Genomic DNA, 23,945 nt, shown 5'->3' on the forward strand with positions numbered 1-23,945 from the left:
GTTCTCACAGCATGAAGTCGACGGCGGGCGGTTGGGTTAAACAGTGGCTGGGAGCCTCGGTATTGGCGGTATCGGGGCTGGCGCTGCTGCCCTTGAGTGTGGCGCAGGCGCAGGCGCAGGCGCAGGAGCAGCAAAGCGCCCGGTTCAACTTCGCCCTGACGGCCAAGCCGCTGCCCCAGGCCTTGAGCGATTTCAGCCGCGTCACCGGCATCAGCGTGATCTACACCGATGAAGCGCCCTACGGCCTCAGTGCCCCGGCGGTCAGCGGGCAAATGAGCGCGACCCAGGCCCTGCAACGGCTGCTGAGCAACACCGGCTTCACCTTCCGTCAGATCGATGCCCGCACCCTGGCGCTTGAGCCGGTGCCGACGGAGGGCGCGGTCAACCTCGGCGCAACCACCATCAGCGGTGTCGGCCAGCAAGTCGAGGACAGCACCAGCTACCAGCCACCGCCCACCAGTTCGGTGATGCGCTCCCACGCGCTGCTGCTGGAAACCCCGCAAACCGTCAACGTGGTGCCTGCCCAAGTACTGCGTGACCAGACCCCGCGTAATCTGGATGACGCCCTCGCCAACATCAGCGGCATCACCCAGGCCAATACCTTGGCCAGCACCCAGGACGCCGTGATGCTGCGGGGCTTCGGCGACAACCGTAACGGTTCGATCATGCGCGACGGCATGCCCATCGTGCAGGGGCGCGCGCTGAATGCTACGGCCGAGCGCGTCGAAGTGCTCAAGGGCCCGTCGTCGCTGCTGTACGGTATTCAGGACCCGGGCGGCGTGGTGAACATCGTCAGCAAAAAGCCGGAGCTGATGCGCTCCACTGCCCTGACCGTGCGCGGCTCTACCTTTGGTGACGGCAAGAACGGCAGCGGCGGCAGCCTCGACACCACCGGCCCGATTGGCGACAGCGGCTTGGCCTACCGGCTGATCGTCGACCATGAAGACGAAGATTACTGGCGCAACTTCGGCACTCACCGTGAGAGCCTGATCGCGCCGTCCCTGGCCTGGTACGGTGACAGCACCCAATTGCTGTTTGCCTACGAACACCGCGAATTTCTCACGCCGTTCGACCGTGGCACCGCCATCGATCCCAAGACCAATCACCCGCTGGACATCCCAGCCACACGCCGTCTGGATGAACCTTTCAACAACATGGAAGGCCGTTCCGACCTGTACCGCTTCGAAGCCGATCATGACCTGAACGATGATTGGAAAGCCCATTTCGGCTACAGCTGGAACCGCGAGACCTACGACGCCAGTCAAGTGCGTGTGAGTGCGGTGAACGCCAACGGCACGCTGACCCGCAAGATGGACGGCACCCAGGGCGCGATCACTACGGACCGCTTCGCCACGGCGAGTCTGGAAGGCAAAGTCAATGTGTTCGGCCTGCAAAACGATGTGGTGTTCGGCCTGGATGACGAGTACCGCAAGATCTACCGCGCCGACCTGATCCGCCAGAGTTCGCGCGCCACCAGCTTCAACTACAACAATCCGGTGTACGGCAACGAAGTGGCGGGCACGACCGTCAGCCCCGCCGACAGTGCCCAGACCGACCTGCTGCGCAGCGATTCGTTGTTCTTCCAGGACGCCATCCACCTGAACGAACAGTGGATTTTTGTCGCCGGCGCGCGCTACCAGATGTATGACCAATACGCCGGCAAAGGCGTACCGTTCAAGGCCAACACCAACGGCAACGGCCAGGCCTGGGTGCCGCGCGCGGGCCTGGTGTATCGCTACACCGATGAGTTGTCGTTCTACGGCAGCTACACCGAGTCGTTCAAACCCAATTCCACCATCGCCGCCTTGGCCGATGGCAGCACCTTGACCGGCGACCTCACGCCCGAGGAGTCCAAGTCCTGGGAACTGGGGGCCAAGCTCGACATTCCGGGACGCATCACCGCCAGCGCGGCGTTGTTCAATATCGACAAGCGCAACGTGCTCGTCTCTGTTGGCTCAGGCGCCAACACCGTCTACAGCATTGCCGGCCAGGTGCGTTCCCGTGGCCTGGAACTCGACGCTACCGGGCAGTTGACCGACAAGGTGAGCCTGATCGGCAGCTACGCTTACACCGATGCGCTGGACGTCAAGGACAAGGACCCGACCCTGGAAGGCAACCGTCTGCAAAACGTCGCCAAGCACACCGGCTCGTTGGCTGTCGCCTATGACTTCGGCAACATCTTTGGTGGCGACCAGTTGCGGGTGGGGACCGGTGCACGTTACGTCGGTGCACGCGCAGGCGATGCGGCCAACGATTTCACCTTGCCGGGGTATACCGTGGCGGATGCGTTCGCCACCTACGACACCAAGATCGATGGGCAGAAGGTCAAGTTCCAGCTCAACGTGAAGAACATGTTCGACCGCGTCTACTACACCTCGGCGGCCAGCCGCTTGTTTGTGTCCATGGGCGATGCACGGCAGGTGTCGGTGTCCAGCACCCTGGAGTTCTAAGGGGGTTGTGGTAGCGTTGCCGCCATTGATGTCTTGGCGGAAACGATACTGATGCATTTTGGACGATGGCTACATCTGCTGTGCTTGAGCTTTTTGCTGGGTGGTTGCGCGAGTGTTTCACCGACTTCCACCCCGGCAACCCTGGAGCAACTCCTGGCTGACCCGGCCCTCAACGGCGCCACTGTTTCCCTGATGGTGCGTGATGCCCGTAGCGGTAGCACGCTCTATCAACACAACTCGCGTACACGGTTGATCCCCGCGTCCAATCTCAAATTGCTCACCACCGCAGCGGCGATGGATGTGCTGGGGCCGCAGTACCGTTTTTCTACCCAATTGCTGAGTAATGGCACGCTGCAAGGCGAGCGCCTCACCGGTAACCTGTACCTCAAGGGCCTGGGTGATCCGACCACGCAGTTCGCTGATTACCAGGCATTGGCGGCACAGCTTGCAGCCCAAGGCGTGCGTCAGGTCCAGGGCGACCTGGTTTTCGACGATACCTTTTTCGACGCCGAGCGCCTGGGTGTGGACTGGGCTCACGACGATGAAAGTACCTATTACGGTGCGCAGATTTCAGCGTTGACCGTATCGCCGAACACGGATTTTGATGCGGGGACGTTGCTGGTCACGGCGAAGGCCCCTAGCGGGGTTGGCCAACCGGTCAGCGTGGTGGTGAGCCCGTCTACCGACTACGTGCAACTGAGCAACCGTGCTGTCAGCGGCCCCGGCAACAACTACGGCATCACCCGCCAGCATGGCACCAATCTGTTGCAGCTCACCGGCACGCTGGCGCCGGGCAAGCAAAGTCGACAGTGGGTGAGTGTGTGGGAGCCGACGCAACTGGTGGCCAATCTGTTTGAGCAGGCGTTGGCGCAGCAGGGCATTCAGGTGCTGGGGCGGCGTGTGATCGGTGGCGCAAGTCCGGTCACGGCCAGGGTGCTGGCCGAGCATCAATCGGCGCCGCTGCAGGCACTGCTCACACCGCTGCTCAAACTGTCGAATAACAACATGTCCGAAGCCTTCCTCAAGGCCATGGGCCGCAAGGCGTCCAATGCAGGCACGGCGCAGGCCGGTGTCGCGGCAGTGGCAGACTTTATGCGGCGCCAAGGTTTGGACCCGATGACGCTGAGCCAGGTCGATGGTTCGGGCTTGTCGCGGCGCAATCTGGTGTCGTCGCAAAACCTCACCGATCTGCTGCTGGCGACGGCCAAACAACCCTGGTTCGAGGCCTGGTACAACGCCTTGCCGATCGCCGGTAACACCGATCGCATAAGCGGCGGCAGCCTGCGTTATCGACTGCGCGGGACGCCGGCGGAAAATAACCTGCATGCCAAGACCGGCTCCATGGCCGGCGTGTCATCGTTGAGCGGCTACATCACCGACGCCCAGGGCCGGCGCCTGGTGTTTTCTATTATCAGCAACAACTACCTGAGTACCGCCGCACCGATCCGCGCCCTGGAAAACCGCGTGGCGCTGGCCCTGGTCCAGTGGCACGACTAGTTCAGGGCTGATAGCCCATGCGCCAACTCACGGCCCGGGTCGCCGCCAGCAAGTGCTGCGCCGCCGGGCCATCTTCGTCGGCATGGAACAACGAGGTGGGGCCAACGACGGTCATCACCGCCGCCACTTGGCCGATGGCATTGAAGACCGGCGCCGACAGGGCATCGACGCCGGGCATCAACAACCCGTGCACGAAGTGCAGACCACGGCTGCGGATCTGCTCGCAGGTGGTGGCGTAGGCCTGGTCATCCGCCAGGGCATGAGCGATGCCGGCCTGGATTTCCCGCTCACGCAGCTCCACGGTTTCCCGCGACGGCAGGTAAGCGCTGAACACCAGCCCGGTGGACGAGCTGAGCAGAGGCAGCACCGAGCCCAATTGCGTGACCACTGTTACCGCGCGCACCGCCGGCTCAATCTGCACGACGGTGGCGCCCTGGTTGCCCCACACGGCTAAAAAGCAGGTTTCATTCAGTTCATCGCGCAGCTCCGCCAGGGGCATCGCGCCGACTTTCAACACATCCATGCTGCCCAGCGCCGCCAAGCCCACGCGCAACGCTTCACGGCCCAGGCCGTAGTGGTTGGTGGCGGTGTTCTGTTCGGCAAAACCCGAGGCGATCAGCGCCTGTAAATAGCGGTGCACCTTGCTCGCCGGCATCTGCACGTGCTCGGCCAGGCGTGACAGCGAAGTGGCCGGCGACAGTTCGGCCAGAGCCTTGAGGATATCGGTGCCGACTTCGGCCGAGCGGACTTTCTGTTTACCGGTGTCGCGGGGCTTTTCCATGGAAGGGCGAGAATCCGAGAGATGAATGGGCGTCTTTATAGCTTGACGGTCGATGGTGATCAAATTACGTTATGCGTAACTGGATTACGATAAAAACAACTTCCGTGTAGAGGACGATCCATGAACCTCGAATACCTGTCGGGCTTCGGCAATGAATTCGCCAGCGAAGCCTTGCCCGGCGCGCTGCCGATCGGCCAGAACTCCCCGCAAAAAGCGCCCTACGGGCTGTACACCGAACTGTTCTCTGGCACTGCGTTCACCATGGTGCGCAGTGAAGCCCGGCGGACCTGGCTGTACCGCATTCAGCCGTCGGCCAATCACCCGGCATTCATCAAGCTTGAGCGGCAACTGGCCGGGGGGCCGTTGGGGGCGGTAACGCCTAATCGCTTGCGCTGGAACCCGTTGGATATGCCGAGCGAACCGACGGACTTCATCGATGGGCTTGTAGGAATGGTCGCCAATTCAGGGGCAGAAAAGCCCTCAGGCATCAGCATCTACACCTACCGCGCCAACCGTTCCATGGAGCGTGTGTTCTTCAACGCTGATGGCGAGTTGTTGATTGTGCCGGAGCTGGGTCGCCTGCGTATTGCTACCGAGCTTGGCGTGCTGGAGGTGGAGCCGCTGGAAATCGTCGTGTTGCCTCGTGGCCTGAAATTCCGCGTCGAGTTGCTGGATACGCAAGCGCGCGGTTACGTCGCCGAGAACCATGGTGCGCCGCTGCGTCTGCCGGACCTGGGCCCTATCGGCAGCAATGGCCTGGCCAATCCACGCGACTTCCTGACGCCGGTTGCCCACTACGAAGATGTGAAAAAACCAACAACGCTGGTGCAGAAATTCCTCGGCGAACTCTGGGCCTGTGAGCTGGACCATTCGCCACTCAACGTGGTCGCCTGGCACGGCAACAACGTGCCGTACAAATACGATCTGCGCCGCTTCAACACCCTTGGCACCGTGAGCTTTGACCACCCGGATCCGTCCATCTTCACTGTGTTGACCTCACCTACCAGCACCCACGGCCTGGCCAACCTCGACTTCGTGATCTTCCCGCCACGTTGGATGGTGGCTGAGAACACCTTCCGTCCGCCGTGGTTCCACCGCAACCTGATGAACGAATACATGGGCCTGATCCAGGGGGCCTACGACGCCAAGGCCGAAGGCTTCCTGCCCGGTGGCGCGTCGCTGCACAGCTGTATGAGCGCCCACGGCCCGGACGGCGAGACCTGCACCAAGGCCATCAACGTGGACCTGGCGCCGCACAAGATCGATAACACCATGGCCTTCATGTTTGAGACCAGCCAAGTGCTGCGTCCCACCCAGTTCGCCCTGGACTGCCCGCAACTGCAAAACACTTACGACGCGTGCTGGGCCTCGCTGCCCGCCACCTTCAACCCGAACCGGAGATAACCCATGACTCAGCCTACACTTACCCGCAGCTGGGTGGCCTCCGCCAATGGTCACACCGATTTTCCCCTGCAAAACCTGCCGTTGGGCGTGTTCAGCGTCAACGGTTCGACCCCGCGTGCTGGCGTGGCGATCGGCGACTCGATCCTGGATCTGCAAGCCGCCATCGATGAGTTTGACGGTGAAGCCCGCCGTGCGGTCGAAGCGACCGCGGGTGGCCAACTGAACGCGTTTTTTGCACTGGGCCGCGGCCCGCGCGTGGCCTTGCGCGAGCGTCTGTTGGAGTTGCTGGCCGAAGGCAGCACGTTGCACACCCGTGAAGCGCAGGTGCTGCATCGCGCTGCCGATTGCCAGATGCACGTTCCGGCGCGGATCAATGACTACACCGACTTCTACGTCGGCATCGAGCACGCGCAAAACGTCGGCAAACTCTTCCGCCCCGACAATCCTCTGCTGCCCAACTACAAGTACGTGCCGATTGGATACCACGGCCGTGCTTCGACTATTCGCACCTCGGGCACCGATGTACGCCGCCCCAAAGGCCAAACCCTGCCGGCCGGCCAGAGCGAGCCGACCTTCGGCCCGTGCGCACGCCTTGATTACGAATTGGAGCTGGGCATCTGGATCGGCCAGGGCAATGAGATGGGTGATTCGATTGCCATTGGCGATGCGGCCGATCACATCGCCGGTTTCTGTTTGCTCAATGACTGGTCGGCACGGGATATCCAGGCCTGGGAATACCAGCCGTTGGGGCCGTTCCTGTCGAAAAGCTTTATCACCACTATCTCGCCTTGGGTGGTGACGGCCGAAGCCCTGGAACCGTTCCGCAAAGCGCAGCCGGCGCGCCCTGAAGGCGACCCGCAGCCGCTGTCGTATCTGCTGGATAAACGTGACCAGGCCGCAGGTGCGCTGGATATCGAGCTGGAAGTACTGCTCACCACCGCCGCCATGCGCGAGCAGAACCTGCCGGCCCATCGCCTGGCCCTGAGCAACAGCCTGCACATGTACTGGACTGTCGCGCAATTGGTGGCGCACCACAGCGTCAACGGTTGCCAATTGCAGGCGGGCGATCTGTTTGGTTCGGGCACCTTGTCCGGCCCGCAAGCCGGCCAGTTCGGCAGCCTGCTGGAAATGACCGAAGGCGGTAAAAAGCCGGTCGAATTACCGTCCGGTGAGGTGCGCAAGTTCCTCGAAGACGGTGATGAAATCATCCTGCGTGCGCGCTGCAACCGTGAAGGCTTCGCCTCCATCGGCTTCGGCGAATGCCGCGGCACCGTGATCGCGGCACGCTAGGAGGGCAGGGCGATGGAACTCTACACCTACTACCGGTCCACCTCGTCGTATCGGGTGCGCATTGCCCTGGCGCTCAAGGGCCTGGACTTCACCGCCGTGCCGGTCAACCTGCTGGTGCCGGCGGGCGGTGCCCATCGCCAGCCCGAGTACCTGGCGATCAACCCGCAAGGTCGTGTCCCGGCCTTGCGTACCGAGGAGGGCGAACTGTTGATTCAGTCGCCGGCGATCATCGAGTACCTCGACGAACGTTATCCACAGGCGCCGCTGCTCTCCAGGGACCTGGCGACCCGCGCTCATGAGCGTGCGGTGGCCTCGATCATCGGCTGCGATATCCATCCGCTGCATAACTCCAGCACCCAGAATCTGCTGCGCCAATGGGGGCATGACGAGGCGCAACTGTTGGAGTGGATCGGGCATTGGATCAGCCAGGGCTTGGGCGCGGTGGAACAGTTGATCGGCGACCAAGGGTTTTGCTTCGGCGAGCAGCCGGGGTTGGCCGATACGTTCCTGATCCCGCAAATGTATGCGGCCGAGCGCTTCAAGGTGCCGTTGGCCAGTTACCCGCGCATTGGACGGGTGGCGGCGTTGGCGGCCCAGCACCCGGCATTTGTGCGGGCACACCCCGCCAATCAACCGGATACACCCGCTGCCTGATTCCTGCTGTTCCATAAAAATAAAAAACAGGTACTTGCGATGCACAATCAGCTTGCCAGCTTTCGCGCGGCACTCGACGCCCGTCCGGTGTCGCGCTATCAGTGGTTGATTCTCCTGTTGCTGGCGCTGCTGCTGGTGACCGACGGCTATGACGCCCAAGTGCTGGGTTACGTGGTGCCGGCGCTGGCCCAGGACTGGGGGCTGGAAAAGGCTGCATTTGGCCCGGTCTTCAGCGCCAACCTGCTGGGGCTTACCTTGGGGTCGTTGCTGGTGACGCCGCTGGCGGATCGGTTCGGCGTGCGGCGCATCCTGCTCGGCTGTGTGCTGATCTACGCCAGCCTCACCGTGTTGATGGTGTTCGCCAACTCGCTGACCACACTGATGGCCGCCCGGTTTATCTGCGGCATCGGTATGGGGGGCGCGATGCCGAGTGCGATGGCGTTGATGTCGGAATACTCGCCGCCGCGCCTGCGTACCTTGATGGTGACCTTGGCGGCGTGTGGCTTCTCGTTCGGCGGTGCGGCGGGCGGGTTTGTGGCGGCGGGGTTTATCGAAGGCTTTGGGTGGCAGGCGGTGTTTCTGGCGGGTGGCGTGACGCCATTGCTGTTGTTCCCGTTTCTGGTATGGCTGCTGCCGGAATCATTGCCGCGTTTGCTGCGTGATGCACCACCCTATGCACGGTTGCAGAACGTGACGTCACGCATGCTGCCGGGCTGGCAACCGCCGCTGGCGACCGAGGCCGAAAACCAACAGGAGCAGGGCAGCAAACTGACGGTGGTGGAACTGTTCCGCAATGGCTACGCACGTCCGACGCTGCTGATCTGGTCGACGTTTTTTGTCAGCCTGATCCTGCTGTATTTCATGATCAGTTGGCTTCCGTCGTTACTGCTGGAGAGTGGGTTGGCGTTGAAAGAGGCCAACCTGGTGACCTCGATGTTCCTGTTCGCCGGTACTTTGGGTGCCATCGCCATGGCCTGGTTCGCCGACCGCTTGAAACGCAAAGTGCGGCTGTTGTCCGGCGTACTGGCCGCCGCAGCGGTGTGCACGCTTCTGCTCGGCCTGAACCATGACAACCCGCGCTACTTGGTGGCCTGTGTCGTTGCGGCCGGTTTTTGCATCATCGGTGGTCAACTGACCCTCAATGCCTTCGCCAGTAACTTCTACCCCGCGCATGTACGTGCCACCGGTACGGGGTGGGCGCTGGGAGTGGGGCGTTTTGGTTCAATCCTGGGACCGTTGTTTGGCAGCCTGTTGCTGGCGATGCATATCCCCGTGCAGCAGATTTTCTTTTTCTGCGCGATCCCGGCGGTGATCGCGGCTTTGTTGATCATTCAGGTGCGTTCGCCCGAAGCTGAAGGTTCGAAGAGCCCGTTGGCTGGGGCTGCCCTCAAGGCGCCACAGGCCTAATGCACCACTGAATTAGGCGGCAGGTGCCCCAGGCGCTCGGTCAGGCGCAGGCGCTGGATCGGGTCTTCGCTGAGCATCAGCGCATGTTCCAGGTCGAAGCGTTCGGCGTTGGGGCAGTCGAGGCGCTGATACAGGCTCGCCCGTGCCAGGTAATCGGCGGCGCTGGCATTGCCCAGTTCCAGCACGCGCTCGGCGTCGATCAAGGCCTGGAGTGGAATGTCGTTGGAAAGGTGCAGTTGTCGCAGGTTGCGTGACAACCGTTGCAGGATCGAACGTGGATCTGCGGTGTGCAGGTGATCGGCCTGCAGCTTGAGGTTGGGGCCGTATTGGCGCTGCAACAGGTCGCGGCAATCGTTGGGGTACAACCGCCGACCGCCGCAGGGATCCAGCAGGTGATCGGCGCCGGGTACCCGCAGCAGGAAATGGCCGGGGAAATTCACGCCGACCATGGGGATTTCCAGGCGGCGCGCCAGCTCAAGGGCGATCAGGCCCATAGCCAGGGGTTGCCCACGTTTGCGCTGCAAGACTTTGTCCAGCAGGGCGGCGGCGGGGCGCAAAGGGGTGAATTCATCCTGGGCAAATCCCAGGTCATTCAGGCGTCGCAACAGCGGCTGGCCGAGTTCATCCGCCGGCAACAGGGGCATGCCCTGGCTCACCTGTTGTTGCAGCAAGGTCAGTTCCTGCAGGGTCTGCGAGGGTTGTACGGCCGGGTCATGCTCGGCAGCAATCCACAACGCCGCTTCAAACAGCGCAGGTGGGGAGCGTTCCAGGCAGGCGAAAAAGGCTTTGCGGGGATTCATTGCATTCTCCGGCGTATGCCCCCGTTTTAGCCTTGCTGGGAATTTTCGTCCAGTGGCTTAAAGAATATCCTGCTCGCTTATGTCGCAAGTTCTGCGAAAACGGGCGTCTTATTCCAGCGTGGTCCGGCAGTTTTCTGCCGCAAGCCTATACTTGGCCCACTACCAGAAGTGATTCGGGAGCTTGACGATGTTTGCTCTCATGCACAGCACCCGCCTTGAATCGCTGCACTTGAGCGTCGACCCGGTCACCGGGCTGAAGGCGGTCATCGCCATCCATAGCAGTCGCCTGGGCCCGGCCCTGGGTGGCTGTCGCTATCTTTCCTACCCCGACGACGAAAGTGCCGTGGCCGATGCCGCGCGCCTGGCCCAAGGCATGAGCTACAAGGCGGCCCTGGCCGGTTTGCCGGTAGGCGGTGGCACCGCCGTGATCCTGCGCCCTGGCCACGTGGAAAATCGCGCGGCCCTGTTTGAAGCCTTCGGCCGTTGCATCGAGCAACTCGACGGCCGCTACATCACCGCCACCGACAGCGGCACCTCGGTGGCCGACATGGATTGCATCGCCCAACAAACCCGCTACGTCACCAGCACCACTGCCGCAGGCGATCCTTCGCCCTATGCGGCAATGGGCGTGTTCGCCGGCATCCGCACCACCGCCATGGCGCGCCTTGGCAGCGACAACCTCGAAGGCCTGCGCGTGGCGGTTCAGGGGCTGGGCAATGTCGGTTACGCCCTGGCTGAACAGCTGCACGCCGCCGGCGCGGAACTGCTGGTGAGCGACATCGATCATGGCAAGGTGCAACTGGCCATGGAGCAGTTGGGCGCGCACCCCATCGCCAACGACGCGTTGCTGAGCACGCCGTGCGATATCCTCGCGCCCTGCGGCCTGGGCGCCGTGCTCAACCGTCAGAGCGTTGGCCAGTTGCGCTGCGCCGCCGTGGCCGGTTCCGCCAGTGCGCAACTGACCAACCTGCAAGTGGCCGACCAACTGGAAGGCCGCGGCATCCTCTACGCCCCCGACTACGTGATCAACTCCGGCGGCCTGATCTACGTCGCGCTCAAGCACGGCGGAGCGGAACTGCCAACGATTACCGCGCACCTGTCCAACATCGGCACGCGCCTCACCGAGATCTTCGCTCACGCCCAGGCGGAAAAACGCTCACCCGCACGGGTGGCGGATGAGCTGGCCGAGCGTTTGCTGTACCGCTGATACACCGGTCAGAGTTGATACTTCTCACGCACCAGTGAGCCGACCCCCATGCGATCCAGAATGTGCATCGGACACAGGAGCGTGACGCGGACGGTCCCCGGTAGCCGACTGATTTCAATCGAGCCGTTAAGCGTTGCGCGGTTGCGCACCTCATCCATTGACAGCCCCGTGACGGCCGCTGCGCGCTCCAGGCCGTTTTCCGTCGCTAAGTTGAGGTCGGCGCCACTGCCGATAAACGTAATGGGTCCGTTGTCTTCTATCTCGAACTGCCCCCAGCGCTCGCCCAATGCCTTGACATGCAACCGTTGCTCGGCAGTCATCGGACGAGCCATGGGCGGCAGGTCATCAAGGTTCTGCAGCAGGATCGGGCCGTCGAGTGCCAACCCCTTGATCACATGGGCGGTCAGTTCGGTTTCACCCGATACATCGGTGGCATGCCCGGCAATTTCGCCGTTGCCTTGCTGGGCGTGCATATCGCCCATGTAAACCCCGGCGCCGGGGACTCTCACCGGGCAAATCAGCACGCAACCTTCACGTACCGAGTTGGTGTCCATGTGCCCGTCGGTTTTCGCGGCATGCAGTTGGTCATGGGTCATGCCGTAGCGATGGGGCGCGCCGACCAGGTACTGGCCGAAGTCGGCACAGTTGTGGGAATCCGGCAGATCCCGTGAAGGCGTGGTGCCAATATTGCCCAGGAACGGCCGCATGTGCGCGGCAAGGCCGGGGATATCGGCGCGGGCCAGGGACAGAATCGAATGCTGGGCGGACATCTCCGGCAACGCCGCCATATCCGGTGCCTGGCCGGCGAGGCGGTCGGCTACCAACTGGTTCACGGTCAGGCTCAGCTGATGCTCGGCATCGAACACGATGACGTAGCCATGGCTGAAACGAAATGCGCTGACCTCCGCCCCGCAGGCGTTGCAACGAATGGCGTCGGCGCCGATGCCGTCGACATGGCTGGCGGGATGCTCCTGCCCACAGTTGGAACAGAACTTGGCGACAAAGGGATCGCCATGATAACGCCCCTCAACAAAACGCATGACACCTGACGAAGTGGCCAGAGACGTCACGCGCATGCGTTTGATCTTCAGGGCCACGGCGTCACCAACCTCTGCGCCGGCGATGAATACGGGTTGAGTCACCTCATGACCACCCTCAAATGCGGGCGTGATCATTGGGCCCCAACACCCCGGCGGAGTACCGGTGATAAGCGTGCCGCCATCGGCGAGCGGGCCGAGCATCTTCTGGCTGGGGCCGATGAGGCCATTGGTGTAGGTGTTGACGATCAGGCGATCAACCGGTGCTGAGTGGTGCATTTTTATTCTCCGGGTCCTATGTGATTGAACCTTCGGTCACGGCTTATTGATCAGGGAAGGTTCAGGCAGGCCCAGTAGACCGGTGTTTTGTATCCCGAATATGTCGCGCGGGTGCGCTAATACACAGTGGTACATAACGATGGGAGAGGAGGGTTTGTAACTGCAAAAATCCTGATAGGGTTCTGTGGGCTGGCGCTTTGAGGTGCTTGCTCAGCTATCGTTTTCCTACTTGCTGCGGAGAATATTCATGTCCAATCAAGCAACAGCCCATTCCGTAACGTTCAAGCGTCCGGACGGCGCCGAGGTCAATGGCTATCTGGCCAGCCCGGCTGTGCTGGAAGGGGCGCCGGCCATCGTATTGATTCAAGAGTGGTGGGGGCTGAACGAGCAGATCAAGGGCGTGGCCATCCGCCTGGCCGAGTGCGGTTACCGGGTGCTGGTGCCGGACCTTTATCGCGGCGCCTCGACCGTGGAAGAGGAAGAAGCCCATCACCTGATGGACAGCCTGGATTTTGGCGATGCAGTATCCCAGGACATCAAGGGCGCGGTGCGCTACCTGCAGGCCGACTCGCAAAAAGTGGGCGTGACCGGCTACTGCATGGGCGGGGCGTTGACGCTGTTGGCGCTCAATGCAATTCCGGAGCTGGCTGCGGGTGTGGTCTGGTATGGCTTCCCACCGCTTGAATATCTGGATGCGGCAAAAATCAAAGCACCGCTGATTGGCCATTGGGGCACACAGGATGCTTTTTTCAACATCGAAACCGTCGCGGAGCTGGAGTCAACGCTGCACGCGGCAGGTGTGGACGCGACCTTCTACCGTTACCTGGCGCGCCATGCCTTTGCCAACGAAACAGCGATCGGCAACGGCCGTATCCCCGACACGCAATACGACGCCGCATGGTCGCAACTGGCGTGGGACCGCACGTTGACCTTCTTCGGTAAAACCCTGTGGCAGGCGTAAGGCGCAAATAGCCTTCGGTAAAACGATGAGTTGCCGGTCTGCCTGAACCTGTTGGTTCACCCTGAATCAACGGAGGCGGGCCGGCCTCCTTACTCTGCCTCTGGCTGCCCGATCTCGGCCAGGGCGCTGGCGTTGTTCTTGAACGCTGCTGCAAAGGCGGCGCGGTTCTTGGCCATGAAAATACCGGCGTCTTCTGCCTGCTTTTCAGTCAAGCCTTCCACGTTTTTCAACAGGACTTCCATCAGGGACTCTGCCAGTTCGAGCATCTGGTCGTGTGCGTCGGCAAGTTTGCGGTCCACGAATGTAGTCTCCAAGTCGCGGGTACTGCGATACAGGGTTTCAACAGCCATTTTTTGGCCTCGTCATCAGGGTGCAGTAGTGAAGGGGAGTAGCCCTTGTGTTCGGGTGTCGCTAGAGTGCTGTATTTATATACAGTAAAAAGAGTAAGCCAAACCCTCGGGTTTGGGTAGCAGTTTTTTAATGTAGCCCGTAAATACAGGTTTGGAGTGCCTCATGTCACCCCGCCATCATCTTATACCTGCCCCTGGCCTTTTTTCTGCATGCAGAACAACCGTCACGTCTAACCCGCATTATCCGGTCGAGTCGACCTAAGGAAGCATCATCGTGAAGATCAATTGGGCCGAAAGGCTGCGCCAGCAAGTACACGGGCTGGCCGAGTCACTGGGCAATCTGTTTGTCGAGTCGTTTCACTACCTGGCGCTGTTCGCCATTGGTGCGGTGACGGCCTGGGCGGCGGTGATGGAATTTTTGGGGATGCTGGAGAACGGGCACATCAAGATCGATGACATCTTGTTGCTGTTCATCTACCTGGAACTGGGCGCTATGGTCGGGATTTATTTCAAGACCAACCACATGCCGGTGCGCTTCCTGATCTACGTGGCGATCACCGCGCTGACGCGTCTGCTGATCTCCAACGTGTCGCACCACAACCCACCTGATGTGGGAATCATCTACTTGTGCGGTGGGATTCTGCTGTTGGCGTTTGCGATTCTGGTCGTGCGTTACGCGTCGTCAGCCTTCCCATCGGTGAAGGTCGAAGGCCCGCGTCGCAAGGGCGAGGCGAGCCAGGAGACCGAGAAGGGCGAGCTTTAAAGCCCGACGCTGAACGGCAGGGCGCGGGTCGGCGGTCGCTGTAGGACCTTGTGATCGCCATCCGTCATCATCGCCAGGATCTCCATGGCGCTGTGGCCCTGTTCGATGGCGATGCCGAACTGGATGCTTTGCACCAGGCGTTTTAGCCGCTTTGGGTCATTGCGCTGTTCGGCGCTGATCATGCGCTTGGCCACCACGCCTTGTTCGTTGGAGAGGGTCAGCATGATGCTGCCGTCCAAGCGTTGGATGCTCAGGTTGACGCGATATTCGGGAGTGAATGTGTCGGTGATGATCTGAAAAGGATTGTCCATGGTGCGTACCGCCTAATAAGAACATGCAGTCATTGACGACCGGTGTCGGGATTAGTTCGCGTCTCCTGACCATCGGCCAAATTCCGTTTCCCTCATAAGCTGTACAGCAAGGGCCGTGCCGTATAGAGATCTTTCAGGCGGTAAGGGGCCAATGTGGGAGCGGGCTTGCTCGCGAATGCGGTCCTTCAGCCGAGTATTCATTAGCTGATACACCGCGTTCGCGAGCAAGCCCGCTCCCACATTTGTTCGGTATTGTCGTTTCGGTCAGTGATCTGTTTCAGGGCAGGACGGAAAAAACGATCGCAGACAGCGCAATCAATCCAATCACCACCACAAATACGTTGGAGACCTGGCCCGAGTACTTGCGCAGAGATGGCACGCGGCGAATCGCGTACATCGGCATCAGGAACAACAGGCACGCGATGATCGGCCCGCCCATGGTTTCAATCATGCGCAGGATGCTCGGGTTGAAGGTGGCGACGGCCCAGCAGGTCAGCACCATGAACAGCGCGGTGCAACGCTCCAGCCATTTGGCCGACATCGAGCGATTGCGCCCCCGTAGGGATTTGACGATCAAGCCCTGGAAACCTTCGCTGGCGCCTATGTAGTGGCCGAGAAAGGATTTAGTAATGGCCACCAGCGCGATCAGCGGTGCGGCGTAGGCGATCACTGGCGTCTGGAAGTGGTTGGCGAGGTAAGACAGGATCGAGATGTTCTGGGCCTTGGCGGCTGCCAGGTCGGCCGGCGACAGTGCCAGTACGCAGCTGAAGCAGAAGAACATCACGGTCAGCACCATCATGCCGTGGGCCGTGGCCAGGATGCCGCTGCTTTTGCGCTCGGCCTGCGCGCCGTACACGCGTTTCTGGTCGACGGCGAACGCGGAGATGATCGGCGAGTGGTTGAAGGAAAATACCATCACCGGAATTGCCAGCCACAGGGTCTTGAAGAACAGCGGCATGGGCATGCCATCACCGGCGGAGGCGAAGAATGCGCCGTTCCAGTTGGGAATCAGGCTGAACGCAAGCAACAGCAGGGACGCGACGAACGGGTACACCAACACGCTCATGGCCTTGACGATCACGCCCTGGCCGCAGCGCACGATGGCCATCAGGCCAAGAATCAGCACCAGCGACAGAATCGCCCGAGGCGGTGGGGTCATGTGCAGTTGGTGTTCCATGAAACTGCCCAGGGTGTTGGTCAGCGCCACGCTGTACACCAGCAGGATCGGGAAAATGGCGAAGAAATACAGCAGGGTGATCAGCTTGCCCGCACCGACGCCAAAGTGCTCTTCGACCACTTCGGTGATGTCGCCTGATTTGCCCGACAACACAAAGCGCGTCAGCCCACGGTGGGCGAAGAAGGTCATCGGGAAGGCCAGCAGTGCCAGCACGATCAGCGGCCAGAAGCCGCCGACGCCGGCGTTGATCGGCAGGAACAGGGTGCCGGCACCGATGGCGGTGCCGTAGAGGCCCAGCATCCAGGTGGTGTCGTATTGGGTCCAGCCGGTGGTCACGGTTGTTGTGGTCGCGGGATTTTCAGCCGCAGGTGTACGTACATCGGTCATCGGTATTGCCTCGTTATTATTTTTGCGCGGGCTCACGTTGGGGCGGGTAGAGGTGCTCCGATCAGCACTCCACCCAGCTGACCGCCAGGCCGCCCCGTGAAGTTTCTTTGTATTTGTCATGCATATCGGCGCCGGTATCACGCATGGTGCGGATCACCCGGTCGAGAGAAATGAAGTGTTTGCCGTCACCGCGCAGGGCCATTTGCGTGGCGTTGATTGCCTTGACCGCCGCGATGGCATTGCGCTCGATGCAGGGCACTTGCACCAGGCCGCCGACCGGGTCGCAGGTGAGGCCGAGGTTGTGCTCCAGGCCGATTTCGGCGGCGTTTTCCAGTTGCTCGGGGGTGGCGCCGAGGACATCGGCCAAGCCGGCCGCGGCCATGGCGCAGGCAGAGCCCACCTCGCCCTGGCAGCCGACTTCGGCGCCGGAGATCGAGGCGTTTTTCTTGCAGAGGATGCCGACGGCGGCGGCAGCCAGGAAGAAATTCACCACGTCGTCGTCGGACGCCTCGGCGTTGAACTTGATGTAGTAATGCAGCACAGCGGGGATGATGCCCGCAGCACCATTGGTCGGTGCGGTGACCATGCGCCCACCGGCGGCGTTTTCTTCGTTGACGGCGAGGGCGAACAGGTTGACCCACTCCATGGCCGACAAGGTCGAGGTGATGACATTCGGCTTGCCGATTTCCAGCAGGCTGCGGTGCAGTTTCGCCGCGCGACGGGGCACGTCCAGGCCTCCCGGCAAGATGCCTTCATCGCGCAGGCCCTGTTCCACGCATTCACGCATTACCGACCAGATATGCAGCAAGCCACTGCGAATGTCGGCCTCGCTGCGCCAGGCGCGTTCGTTGGCCATCATCAGCTCGGAAACCCGCAAGCCATGCTTGTTGCACAACGCCAGCAGTTCTACGGCGCTGGAAAAGTCGTAGGGCAATTCCACATCGCTGGTCGGCGCAATGCCCGAGGCCGCTTCCGCCGCTTCGATGATGAAACCGCCGCCCACCGAGTAATACGTCTGCTCGCTCAGCAGGCCGTTTTCGCCGTAGGCGTGCAGGGACATGGCGTTGGGGTGGTAGGGCAGGCTTTCGTCCAGTAGTCGGAGATCCTGTTGCCAGTTGAAGGCAATGTCCTGCAGGCCTGCGAGTAAGAGTCGGCCGGATTCGCGCAATTGCTGGATGCGTGCATTGATCGAGGTGGGGTCGACCCGGTCCGGCCATTCGCCCATCAGGCCCATCACGCAGGCACGGTCGGTGGCATGGCCGACACCGGTAGCGGACAGTGAGCCATACAGGCGCACTTCCACACGACGAGTCTGGCTCAGTAATTGTTGATCGATCAGGGCCTGGGCAAAGGTTGCCGCCGCCCGCATCGGGCCGACAGTGTGGGAGCTGGAAGGGCCGATGCCCACTTTGAATAGATCGAAAACACTGATAGCCATGCTAAAGCCTTACAAGCAATGGAGTAGGAATCGCTGCCATGTTTTGTAGAGCGAGCGGAATTGGCGTGATACTGAGCCTCTGGAACGGCACTGACCAACGAATTATCCTAAGACACTCTTTAGCAGGACTAAACGCTATGACCCGGCCCCTCCATGGCCAGACTTATGTCTGGTTGCACGTTTTTTCCTGTGCTGCGCGGCATTTGTCGTTCACCCGCTGTGCCGAGGAACTGCACATCACACCGGGTGCGGTGAGCCAGCAGATTCGCCAGTTGGAGGAGCGATTGGGTTTCCGCTTGTTTCATCGGCGCGCGCGTGGGGTGGAGCTGAGTGCCGAGGGGCAGCGGTTGGCGGCCACGGTGGGCGAGGCCTACGGCAGCATCGACGCGGAGTTGCAGCGCCTGGATGCAGGGATGATCAGCGGCACCTTGCGCCTGCGCTCGATCCCGTCGTTTCTCGGTAAGTGGCTGACCCCGCGCCTGCCGCGTTTGCAGCAGCGCTTTCCGGATATCCAGCTGCGCATGGTCGCTGAAGACAGCAGCATCGCCCTGCATGAGGGCGACTTCGACCTGGCCATCGACTTGAACGACGGCAGCTACCCTGGCTTGTTATCCACAGCCCTGTTGGACGAGCAGATTTTCCCCGTCTGTGCCCCGAGCCTGCTGCGCGGCAGACCGCCGCTGCATGGTCCCGCCGACCTGGTGCATTTTCCGTTGCTGCACGACATCACCGCCTGGCGTGGGAGTTATGAGTACGCCGAGTGGGAGTTCTACCTGAATGCTATCGGCTATCACCACGCCGACGTGCGACGCGGTCACACCTTCAACCGCAACCACCTGACCATCGAAGCCGCCATCGCCGGTATGGGCGTGGCCATTGCGCGACGCACCTTGCTCAACGATGAGCTGGAGCGTGGCACCTTGATCGTACCCTTCGGGCTTGCCGTGCCTAACTACAAGCGTTACGTGTTGCTGTATGCGCCAGGCGCACTGAGCCATCCGGGCGTACGCGCGGTGCATGATTGGCTGGTTGAAGAAGCGGGGATTTTCCGGGGATTGCACCCGTTGGGAGAGGGGCAATTATGAGGTTTGCAGGGCGTAAGAAGATGTAACTAACTCCCCACCCTAACAGTGTTTTTGCTCGTAGTCAGACTTAATTTGTAATGTGGGATTTATCTTTGCAAAGGGGTTGAATTGTTCTGCTGACTGCTCAATTGTGTAGTTAAGAGGTCATGGTTTCACCGACCCGGTGTTGCAGTTGTGACCTCTCGCGAGCTAGCTGAAATAAGGGAAGAACTATGCAAATCCAAGTCAATAGCGATAACCATATTGAAAGCAGCATCCGACTGGAGGAGTGGGTACGTACTACCATTGAGAGCACGCTCGAACGTTACGAAGAAGACCTGACCCGAGTGGAGGTCTACCTGCGGGATGAGAACGGCGATAAGCCCGGTCCCCACGATTTAAGTTGCCGCCTGGAAGCGCGGCCAAAAGGCCATCAACCGCTGTCCGTGCTGCACAAAGCCGATACCCTGGAACAGGCGATCGACGGTGCGGCCACCAAGCTGGAACATGCGTTGGAACATCTGTTTGGTAAACTGCAAGGCAAGCCACGCGCTGCCGGGAAAAACCAGCCGACCACCAAAGTCAACGAAGACGAGCTTGAGCAGGAGTTTCTGGAAAAAGAACGCGCTGTGTTCAACGGCTGATAGATTTATCACGCTCCACTAAAAACGGGCCTGCATATGCAGGCCCGTTTTCGTTTGGGCGGCGTTAGAACGCGATAGAGGTCTGCACGTAGACCGTGCGTGGTTCGCCTACGTATTTGCCCTTGTTGTTATCGTCGAACGAGCGGGTGAAGTACTGGGTGTTGAAGATGTTTTTCACACCCACTGCCACATTCAGGTCCGACAGCTGCGGGCCGAAGTCATAGGCCGCACGGCTGCTGAACAGCATGTAGCCAGGGATGCGTCCGTTGGCGCCGTTGGCGGTTTCCTTCTCGGTGTTGGCGTTGTCGGCGAACTGGCTGCTCTGGTAGCTGCTGTCCAGGTTGAGCTTCCAGCGGCCTTCGGTGTAGCCCACGCCGAGGGTGCCTTTGTGCTTGGAGGAGAAGGGCACGCGGTTGCCTTTGTTCGGGCCGTCTTCGCGAATGGTGGCGTCGACGTAGGCGTAGGTGGCATACACATCGAACCCCGCCAGCGCCGGGCTCAAACCATCAAGCGCGTAATTGATGCTGGTCTCGATCCCCTGGTGACGGGTTTCGCCACGGGCAATTACCGAGTCATTGGTCTGGTTGCTTTCGTATTGGTTGTCGAAGTTGATCAGGAACGCGCCGATTTCCGCACGCAAGGTGCCGTCGTCGTAGCGGGTACCCAATTCCCAGGTACGGGCTTTTTCCGGTTTCACTTCGCCGCTGGTCACGCGGTTCGGCATCTGGCTGTACTGCACGCTGCCGAACGAACCTTCGGTGTTGGCGTAGAGGTTCCAGTTGTCGGTGAGGTGGTAGAGCACATTCAGCGCCGGCAGCGCGGTGTTGTAGTCGCCCTTGTATTTGACGTTGGTCAGGTTGTTCGTCTGCTGCGACTCGATAATCTCGTAGCGAATGCCCGGGGTGATGGTCCACTTGCCGATATCGATCCGGTCATCGACGAAGAAGGCATTGGCCTCGGTGCCGCCACGGGTGTCGCGGTCGTTGCGGCTGTTGGTAGTGGGGATCTGCTGGTTGGCGGCAATCGGCGTGCGGTAACGCAGCTCGTGGCCGGCCTCGTTGATGTATCGGTAGCCGACGCCCACTTCGTGGCTGGTCGGGCCCAGGTCAAAGCCTTGGGCGAAGCGGGTCTCGATGCCACGCACCCAGTATTCACGCGGGGACAACGAGAGGAACGTGCCCTGGTCCAGGTAACCGCTGCGCAAGGTCTTGGTGAAGAAACTGTTCACAGTGAATTCACGGCGGTCCTGCTCATAGCGATAGCCGACGTTGAACATCGTACGGCGGCCCCAGAATTTGTCGTAGGGGCGGGTGGACTGGTAGGGGTCCGCCTTGTAGTCCGCGACGTTCAAGCCACCCGGCATATCGGCCTGGCCTTCGTAGTACTGCGCCATGGCGTTAAAGCTGTTGGCGTCATCCAGTTGGTATTTGCCCTTGAGGATCAGGTCGTCGATGCGCGTGTTGCTGTTCTCGCGCCAGTCACCACCACGGGTTCCGGAGTACAGAATCGCGCCACCCAAACCATTGTCGGCGGTGCCGCCGGCCAGCAGGTTGCCGGTGGTCTTGAAGCCGTCGTGGCTGGAGGACGGGCTGGTTTCGGTCTGCAAGCCGCCTTTGACCGTGGGGGCATCCGGGATCGCACGGGTCACGAAGTTGACCACACCACCGACGTTCTGCGGGCCGTAGCGCACCGCACCGCCGCCGCGCACCACGTCGACCGCGTCCATATTGCCCATGCTGATCGGCGCAAAGGAAAGCTGCGGCTGGCCGTAGGGCGCGAACGGCACCGGAATGCCATCCATCAGCACCGTGGAGCGCGATGCCAGGCGCGGGTTGAGGCCACGAATGCCGAAGTTCAATGCCATGTCGTGGCTGCCGGTGCCGTTGTTGTCCGGGGCATTTACGCCGGGAATGCGGTTGAGCACGTCCTTGGCTTGGGTCGCGCCCTGGCGTTCGAACTCTTCACGGCGGATCACATCGCGGGCGCCGGGGTGTTCGAACACATGGGTTTGCGCCGCGTCACCCAGCCAGTCGCCGACGACGCTGGACGTGCCCAATTCGATACTGGCCGGTGCCGTGGCCGGTTGCAGGCTGTAGGCATTGTCGCCTTCGGCGCGGGCTTGCAGGCCGGTGCCTTCCAGCAGCTTTTGCAGGCCGTCCGCGGCGCCGTAATGACCGGACAAACCGCGGCTCTGCATGCCCGCCGTGACTTCTGAACCGAACGAAATCAGCACGCCCGCTTCGCGCCCAAACTGGTTCAGCGCAGCTTCCAGCGACGTCGGGGCGATGTGATACGGCTTGGCATCGGCCGCCATCACAGGGGGAAGTGCCGTAAGACTCAAGCTGGCGCCGAGTAGGAGTTGGCGCAGAGTGCGGGCAAGAAGCGTCGGTTGCTGGGGCATGAAGAGCGGTCCTGAGAAGGAAGGATCAAGGTGGCTTTCCTTCTCTGTCACGCGAGGGGTGGAAAACGGCTCAGTGTTTTTGAAATAAATTTCAGGCGCGTGCCTGCACCGTCACCCAATACCGCGTAAAGCGCCGCACTTTCACGGGCAGGCTGACTTCCAGCAGGTCGAGAATGCGTTCGCTGTCGTCCAGAGGGTAGCTGCCGGAGATCAACAAGTTGGCCACCTGCGGATCGCAATTGACCTGGCCACGACGATAACGGCCCAGTTCGCCAAGGAAATCTTCCAGGCGCATGTGCGCGGCGACCAGCATGCCGTCCGCCCAGGCGCCGCTGTTGGCGTCGGTGGGGCGCGGAGTGTCCCAGCCTTTGCGCGTAAAATTGACTTGGCGCGTGGCGTCGACCGCCAGCGGCAGGCCGCTGTATGTAGTGGGCATCACCTCGACGCGACCGTCCAAGACCGCCAGTTGGGTATGGTCGTTGAACTGGCGCACGTTCATGCGTGCCGCCTGGCTGGTGAGCAACCCCTGGCCGGTCAGCACCTGCAGCGGCGTACCGGCTGCGTGGCCGGTGAGCAGTATCTCGCCTTCAAGCAGGCGGATCAGCCGTTGTCGGCCATCGAAATGCACATCCACCGCGCTGCCGGTATTGAGCTGCAACTGGCTGCCGTCGGCCAATTGCACCTTGCGTCGCTGGCCAACGGGGCTGCGGTAGTCGGCGGTCAGTGGCGGCAGGATATGTTGCTGGCGAAGGCTCCAGGCGGCAGCGGAACCGGCGCCGAGTATCAACAGCAGTTTCAACGCCTGGCGACGGCTGGTGGAGGTTGGTGCATTCAACGCCGCATGGGCCAGTGGCGAGGGCATGCCGCGCAGGCGCTGGTTGACGCGTTGCATGTGGTCCCAGGCGCGCTGGTGTTCGCTGTGGGCGTTCAACCATTGCTGCCAGGCGGCTTGCTGGCGTGGGTTCAGCGCGCCGTGCTGCATTTCCACCAGCCAATGCACGGCTTGTTCGGCGACTTGAGTGGAGAAGTTCATAGGGCGAAGTAGCAGCGCATGGCCGCTTTGCTCAGGTGGCGTTTGACGGTGGCAATGGAAATACCCAGTTCAGCGCCGATTTGCGCGTAGGTCAGGCCATCGCATTGGGCCAGCAGGAACGCACGCTTGACCTGGACGGGCAGGCCATCGAGCAGTTGGTCCAGTTCGACCAGGGTTTGCAGGATGATTGCGCGTTCTTCTTCCGACGGTGCCACGTGCTCGGGCATCTGCGCCAAGGCGTCGAGGTAGGCGCGCTCAAGGTCCTGGCGGCGGTAGAAGTTGAACAGCACGCGCTTGGCGACCGTGGTGAGGAACGCGCGGGGCTCGATCAGCGTAGGTGCTTCCCGCGCGGTGAGCACGCGCATGAAGGTGTCCTGGGCCAGGTCGGCGGCGCTTTCCGGGCAGCCGAGCTTGCGTCGCAACCAGCCGGTGAGCCAGTGGTGATGGTCGTTGTACAACACTTCGACGGTATTGGGCGGGCTCAACGCGGACACTCCACAAGCATCGCCATGCTTTAGAGAACAAGAATTGTTCGCATTGTAGGGGCGGAGACTGGCTTCGGCAATCCGTCGGGACAGGTCTTTCATCCGTTCTGTTTTGCTTATGAGAA

At 61.3% G+C, this 23,945-nt stretch carries 21 protein-coding genes; 11 read left to right on the forward strand and 10 right to left on the reverse strand.

Annotated elements, in window-relative coordinates:
• The first annotated feature begins 11 nt into the window (after positions 1-11).
• Both PF1751_RS04990 and dacB read left to right on the forward strand, forming a co-directional pair.
• On the forward strand, positions 12-2,450 hold the full coding sequence (locus tag PF1751_RS04990; RefSeq protein ID WP_080923182.1) for a TonB-dependent siderophore receptor: 2,439 nt from the start codon (positions 12-14) through the stop codon (positions 2,448-2,450).
• Positions 2,451-2,501: 51 nt separating this feature from the next.
• Positions 2,502-3,947, forward strand: a complete 1,446-nt coding sequence (dacB, locus tag PF1751_RS04995) for a D-alanyl-D-alanine carboxypeptidase/D-alanyl-D-alanine endopeptidase (RefSeq protein WP_042571690.1) — start codon at positions 2,502-2,504, stop codon at positions 3,945-3,947.
• A gap of 1 nt (position 3,948) precedes the next feature.
• Here the strand turns inward: dacB and PF1751_RS05000 are convergent, their stop codons facing one another.
• Positions 3,949-4,728, reverse strand: a complete 780-nt coding sequence (locus PF1751_RS05000) for an IclR family transcriptional regulator (protein WP_010212925.1) — start codon at positions 4,726-4,728, stop codon at positions 3,949-3,951.
• Between the two features lie 120 nt (positions 4,729-4,848).
• Here PF1751_RS05000 and hmgA point away from each other — a divergent pair, with 120 nt between their 5' ends.
• From hmgA to PF1751_RS05020, 4 genes are read left to right on the forward strand one after another with little or no spacing between them, the layout of a single operon-like run.
• The gene (hmgA, locus tag PF1751_RS05005) at positions 4,849-6,132 is read left to right on the forward strand and encodes a homogentisate 1,2-dioxygenase (RefSeq protein ID WP_044286672.1); all 1,284 of its coding nucleotides are present in this window, start codon (positions 4,849-4,851) and stop codon (positions 6,130-6,132) included.
• A 3-nt stretch (positions 6,133-6,135) separates the two neighbouring features.
• The gene (gene fahA, locus PF1751_RS05010; protein WP_044286673.1) at positions 6,136-7,422 is read left to right on the forward strand and encodes a fumarylacetoacetase; all 1,287 of its coding nucleotides are present in this window, start codon (positions 6,136-6,138) and stop codon (positions 7,420-7,422) included.
• A 12-nt stretch (positions 7,423-7,434) separates the two neighbouring features.
• Complete coding sequence (maiA, locus tag PF1751_RS05015) at positions 7,435-8,076, forward strand: maleylacetoacetate isomerase (protein ID WP_044286674.1); 642 nt, start codon at positions 7,435-7,437, stop codon at positions 8,074-8,076.
• Positions 8,077-8,115: 39 nt separating this feature from the next.
• Positions 8,116-9,483, forward strand: coding sequence for an MFS transporter (locus PF1751_RS05020; protein WP_044286675.1), 1,368 nt, complete (start codon positions 8,116-8,118; stop codon positions 9,481-9,483).
• Here the strand turns inward: PF1751_RS05020 and PF1751_RS05025 are convergent.
• A complete protein-coding gene (locus tag PF1751_RS05025; protein ID WP_021491835.1) occupies positions 9,480-10,283 on the reverse strand; it encodes a SirB1 family protein in 804 nt (267 codons plus the stop codon). The genes PF1751_RS05020 and PF1751_RS05025 overlap by 4 nt on opposite strands.
• A 187-nt stretch (positions 10,284-10,470) precedes the next feature.
• On the opposite strand from PF1751_RS05025, the gene PF1751_RS05030 reads away from it, so the two are divergent.
• The gene (locus tag PF1751_RS05030) at positions 10,471-11,490 is read left to right on the forward strand and encodes a Leu/Phe/Val dehydrogenase (RefSeq protein ID WP_044286676.1); all 1,020 of its coding nucleotides are present in this window, start codon (positions 10,471-10,473) and stop codon (positions 11,488-11,490) included.
• 8 nt (positions 11,491-11,498) lie between these two features.
• Here the strand turns inward: PF1751_RS05030 and PF1751_RS05035 are convergent, their stop codons facing one another.
• Positions 11,499-12,806, reverse strand: coding sequence for an acetamidase/formamidase family protein (locus tag PF1751_RS05035; RefSeq protein ID WP_010212917.1), 1,308 nt, complete (start codon positions 12,804-12,806; stop codon positions 11,499-11,501).
• Positions 12,807-13,053: 247 nt separating this feature from the next.
• On the opposite strand from PF1751_RS05035, the gene PF1751_RS05040 reads away from it, so the two are divergent.
• Positions 13,054-13,767, forward strand: a complete 714-nt coding sequence (locus PF1751_RS05040) for a dienelactone hydrolase family protein (RefSeq protein ID WP_021491833.1) — start codon at positions 13,054-13,056, stop codon at positions 13,765-13,767.
• 89 nt (positions 13,768-13,856) lie between these two features.
• On the opposite strand, the gene PF1751_RS05045 is transcribed toward PF1751_RS05040, so the two are convergent.
• The gene (locus tag PF1751_RS05045; RefSeq protein WP_010212914.1) at positions 13,857-14,117 is read right to left on the reverse strand and encodes a YebG family protein; all 261 of its coding nucleotides are present in this window, start codon (positions 14,115-14,117) and stop codon (positions 13,857-13,859) included.
• A gap of 274 nt (positions 14,118-14,391) precedes the next feature.
• Here PF1751_RS05045 and PF1751_RS05050 point away from each other — a divergent pair, with 274 nt between their 5' ends.
• Positions 14,392-14,880, forward strand: coding sequence for a phosphate-starvation-inducible protein PsiE (locus PF1751_RS05050; RefSeq protein ID WP_010212913.1), 489 nt, complete (start codon positions 14,392-14,394; stop codon positions 14,878-14,880).
• Here the strand turns inward: PF1751_RS05050 and PF1751_RS05055 are convergent.
• From PF1751_RS05055 to PF1751_RS05065, 3 genes are all read right to left on the reverse strand, one after another.
• Entirely contained in the window at positions 14,877-15,191 is a 315-nt protein-coding gene (locus PF1751_RS05055; RefSeq protein WP_010212911.1) for a DUF3509 domain-containing protein, read from the reverse strand. The genes PF1751_RS05050 and PF1751_RS05055 overlap by 4 nt on opposite strands.
• 277 nt (positions 15,192-15,468) lie before the next feature.
• Positions 15,469-16,755, reverse strand: a complete 1,287-nt coding sequence (locus tag PF1751_RS05060; RefSeq protein ID WP_044286677.1) for a serine/threonine transporter — start codon at positions 16,753-16,755, stop codon at positions 15,469-15,471.
• Positions 16,756-16,816: 61 nt separating this feature from the next.
• Positions 16,817-18,193 (reverse strand): L-serine ammonia-lyase, encoded by a 1,377-nt coding sequence (locus PF1751_RS05065; RefSeq protein WP_044286678.1) that lies wholly within the window; start codon positions 18,191-18,193, stop codon positions 16,817-16,819.
• Positions 18,194-18,330: 137 nt separating this feature from the next.
• Here PF1751_RS05065 and PF1751_RS05070 point away from each other — a divergent pair, with 137 nt between their 5' ends.
• Positions 18,331-19,278, forward strand: coding sequence for a LysR substrate-binding domain-containing protein (locus PF1751_RS05070; RefSeq protein ID WP_010212907.1), 948 nt, complete (start codon positions 18,331-18,333; stop codon positions 19,276-19,278).
• Between the two features lie 212 nt (positions 19,279-19,490).
• On the forward strand, positions 19,491-19,901 hold the full coding sequence (locus tag PF1751_RS05075; RefSeq protein WP_010212906.1) for an HPF/RaiA family ribosome-associated protein: 411 nt from the start codon (positions 19,491-19,493) through the stop codon (positions 19,899-19,901).
• Positions 19,902-19,965: 64 nt separating this feature from the next.
• On the opposite strand, the gene fecA is transcribed toward PF1751_RS05075, so the two are convergent.
• The 3 genes from fecA to PF1751_RS05090 form a co-directional block, all read right to left on the reverse strand.
• On the reverse strand, positions 19,966-22,302 hold the full coding sequence (fecA, locus tag PF1751_RS05080; RefSeq protein WP_044286679.1) for a TonB-dependent Fe(3+) dicitrate receptor FecA: 2,337 nt from the start codon (positions 22,300-22,302) through the stop codon (positions 19,966-19,968).
• 91 nt (positions 22,303-22,393) lie between these two features.
• Entirely contained in the window at positions 22,394-23,335 is a 942-nt protein-coding gene (locus PF1751_RS05085) for a FecR domain-containing protein (RefSeq protein ID WP_010212903.1), read from the reverse strand.
• The gene (locus PF1751_RS05090) at positions 23,332-23,820 is read right to left on the reverse strand and encodes a sigma-70 family RNA polymerase sigma factor (RefSeq protein ID WP_010212902.1); all 489 of its coding nucleotides are present in this window, start codon (positions 23,818-23,820) and stop codon (positions 23,332-23,334) included. The genes PF1751_RS05085 and PF1751_RS05090 overlap by 4 nt, the downstream gene beginning before the upstream one ends.
• Between the last annotated feature and the right edge of the window lie 125 nt (positions 23,821-23,945).

Origin of the sequence: Pseudomonas simiae, from assembly GCF_000934565.1 — a bacterium.
Taxonomy (GTDB): Bacteria; Pseudomonadota; Gammaproteobacteria; order Pseudomonadales; family Pseudomonadaceae; genus Aquipseudomonas; species Aquipseudomonas simiae.

What these genes read in the sequence shown, in the direction of transcription:
- PF1751_RS05030 (WP_044286676.1), top strand. Translation starts at nt 10,471, where the DNA reads ATGTTTGCTCTCATGCACAGCACCCGCCTTGAATCGCTGCACTTGAGC.
- hmgA (WP_044286672.1), top strand. Translation starts at nt 4,849, where the DNA reads ATGAACCTCGAATACCTGTCGGGCTTCGGCAATGAATTCGCCAGCGAA.
- PF1751_RS05075 (WP_010212906.1), top strand. Translation starts at nt 19,491, where the DNA reads ATGCAAATCCAAGTCAATAGCGATAACCATATTGAAAGCAGCATCCGA.
- PF1751_RS05085 (WP_010212903.1), bottom strand. Translation starts at nt 23,335, where the DNA reads ATGAACTTCTCCACTCAAGTCGCCGAACAAGCCGTGCATTGGCTGGTG.
- dacB (WP_042571690.1), top strand. Translation starts at nt 2,502, where the DNA reads ATGCATTTTGGACGATGGCTACATCTGCTGTGCTTGAGCTTTTTGCTG.
- PF1751_RS05040 (WP_021491833.1), top strand. Translation starts at nt 13,054, where the DNA reads ATGTCCAATCAAGCAACAGCCCATTCCGTAACGTTCAAGCGTCCGGAC.
- fecA (WP_044286679.1), bottom strand. Translation starts at nt 22,302, where the DNA reads ATGCCCCAGCAACCGACGCTTCTTGCCCGCACTCTGCGCCAACTCCTA.
- PF1751_RS05060 (WP_044286677.1), bottom strand. Translation starts at nt 16,755, where the DNA reads ATGACCGATGTACGTACACCTGCGGCTGAAAATCCCGCGACCACAACA.
- fahA (WP_044286673.1), top strand. Translation starts at nt 6,136, where the DNA reads ATGACTCAGCCTACACTTACCCGCAGCTGGGTGGCCTCCGCCAATGGT.
- PF1751_RS05055 (WP_010212911.1), bottom strand. Translation starts at nt 15,191, where the DNA reads ATGGACAATCCTTTTCAGATCATCACCGACACATTCACTCCCGAATAT.
- PF1751_RS05035 (WP_010212917.1), bottom strand. Translation starts at nt 12,806, where the DNA reads ATGCACCACTCAGCACCGGTTGATCGCCTGATCGTCAACACCTACACC.
- PF1751_RS05020 (WP_044286675.1), top strand. Translation starts at nt 8,116, where the DNA reads ATGCACAATCAGCTTGCCAGCTTTCGCGCGGCACTCGACGCCCGTCCG.
- PF1751_RS05045 (WP_010212914.1), bottom strand. Translation starts at nt 14,117, where the DNA reads ATGGCTGTTGAAACCCTGTATCGCAGTACCCGCGACTTGGAGACTACA.
- PF1751_RS05070 (WP_010212907.1), top strand. Translation starts at nt 18,331, where the DNA reads ATGACCCGGCCCCTCCATGGCCAGACTTATGTCTGGTTGCACGTTTTT.
- PF1751_RS05025 (WP_021491835.1), bottom strand. Translation starts at nt 10,283, where the DNA reads ATGAATCCCCGCAAAGCCTTTTTCGCCTGCCTGGAACGCTCCCCACCT.
- PF1751_RS05065 (WP_044286678.1), bottom strand. Translation starts at nt 18,193, where the DNA reads ATGGCTATCAGTGTTTTCGATCTATTCAAAGTGGGCATCGGCCCTTCC.
- maiA (WP_044286674.1), top strand. Translation starts at nt 7,435, where the DNA reads ATGGAACTCTACACCTACTACCGGTCCACCTCGTCGTATCGGGTGCGC.
- PF1751_RS04990 (WP_080923182.1), top strand. Translation starts at nt 12, where the DNA reads ATGAAGTCGACGGCGGGCGGTTGGGTTAAACAGTGGCTGGGAGCCTCG.
- PF1751_RS05000 (WP_010212925.1), bottom strand. Translation starts at nt 4,728, where the DNA reads ATGGAAAAGCCCCGCGACACCGGTAAACAGAAAGTCCGCTCGGCCGAA.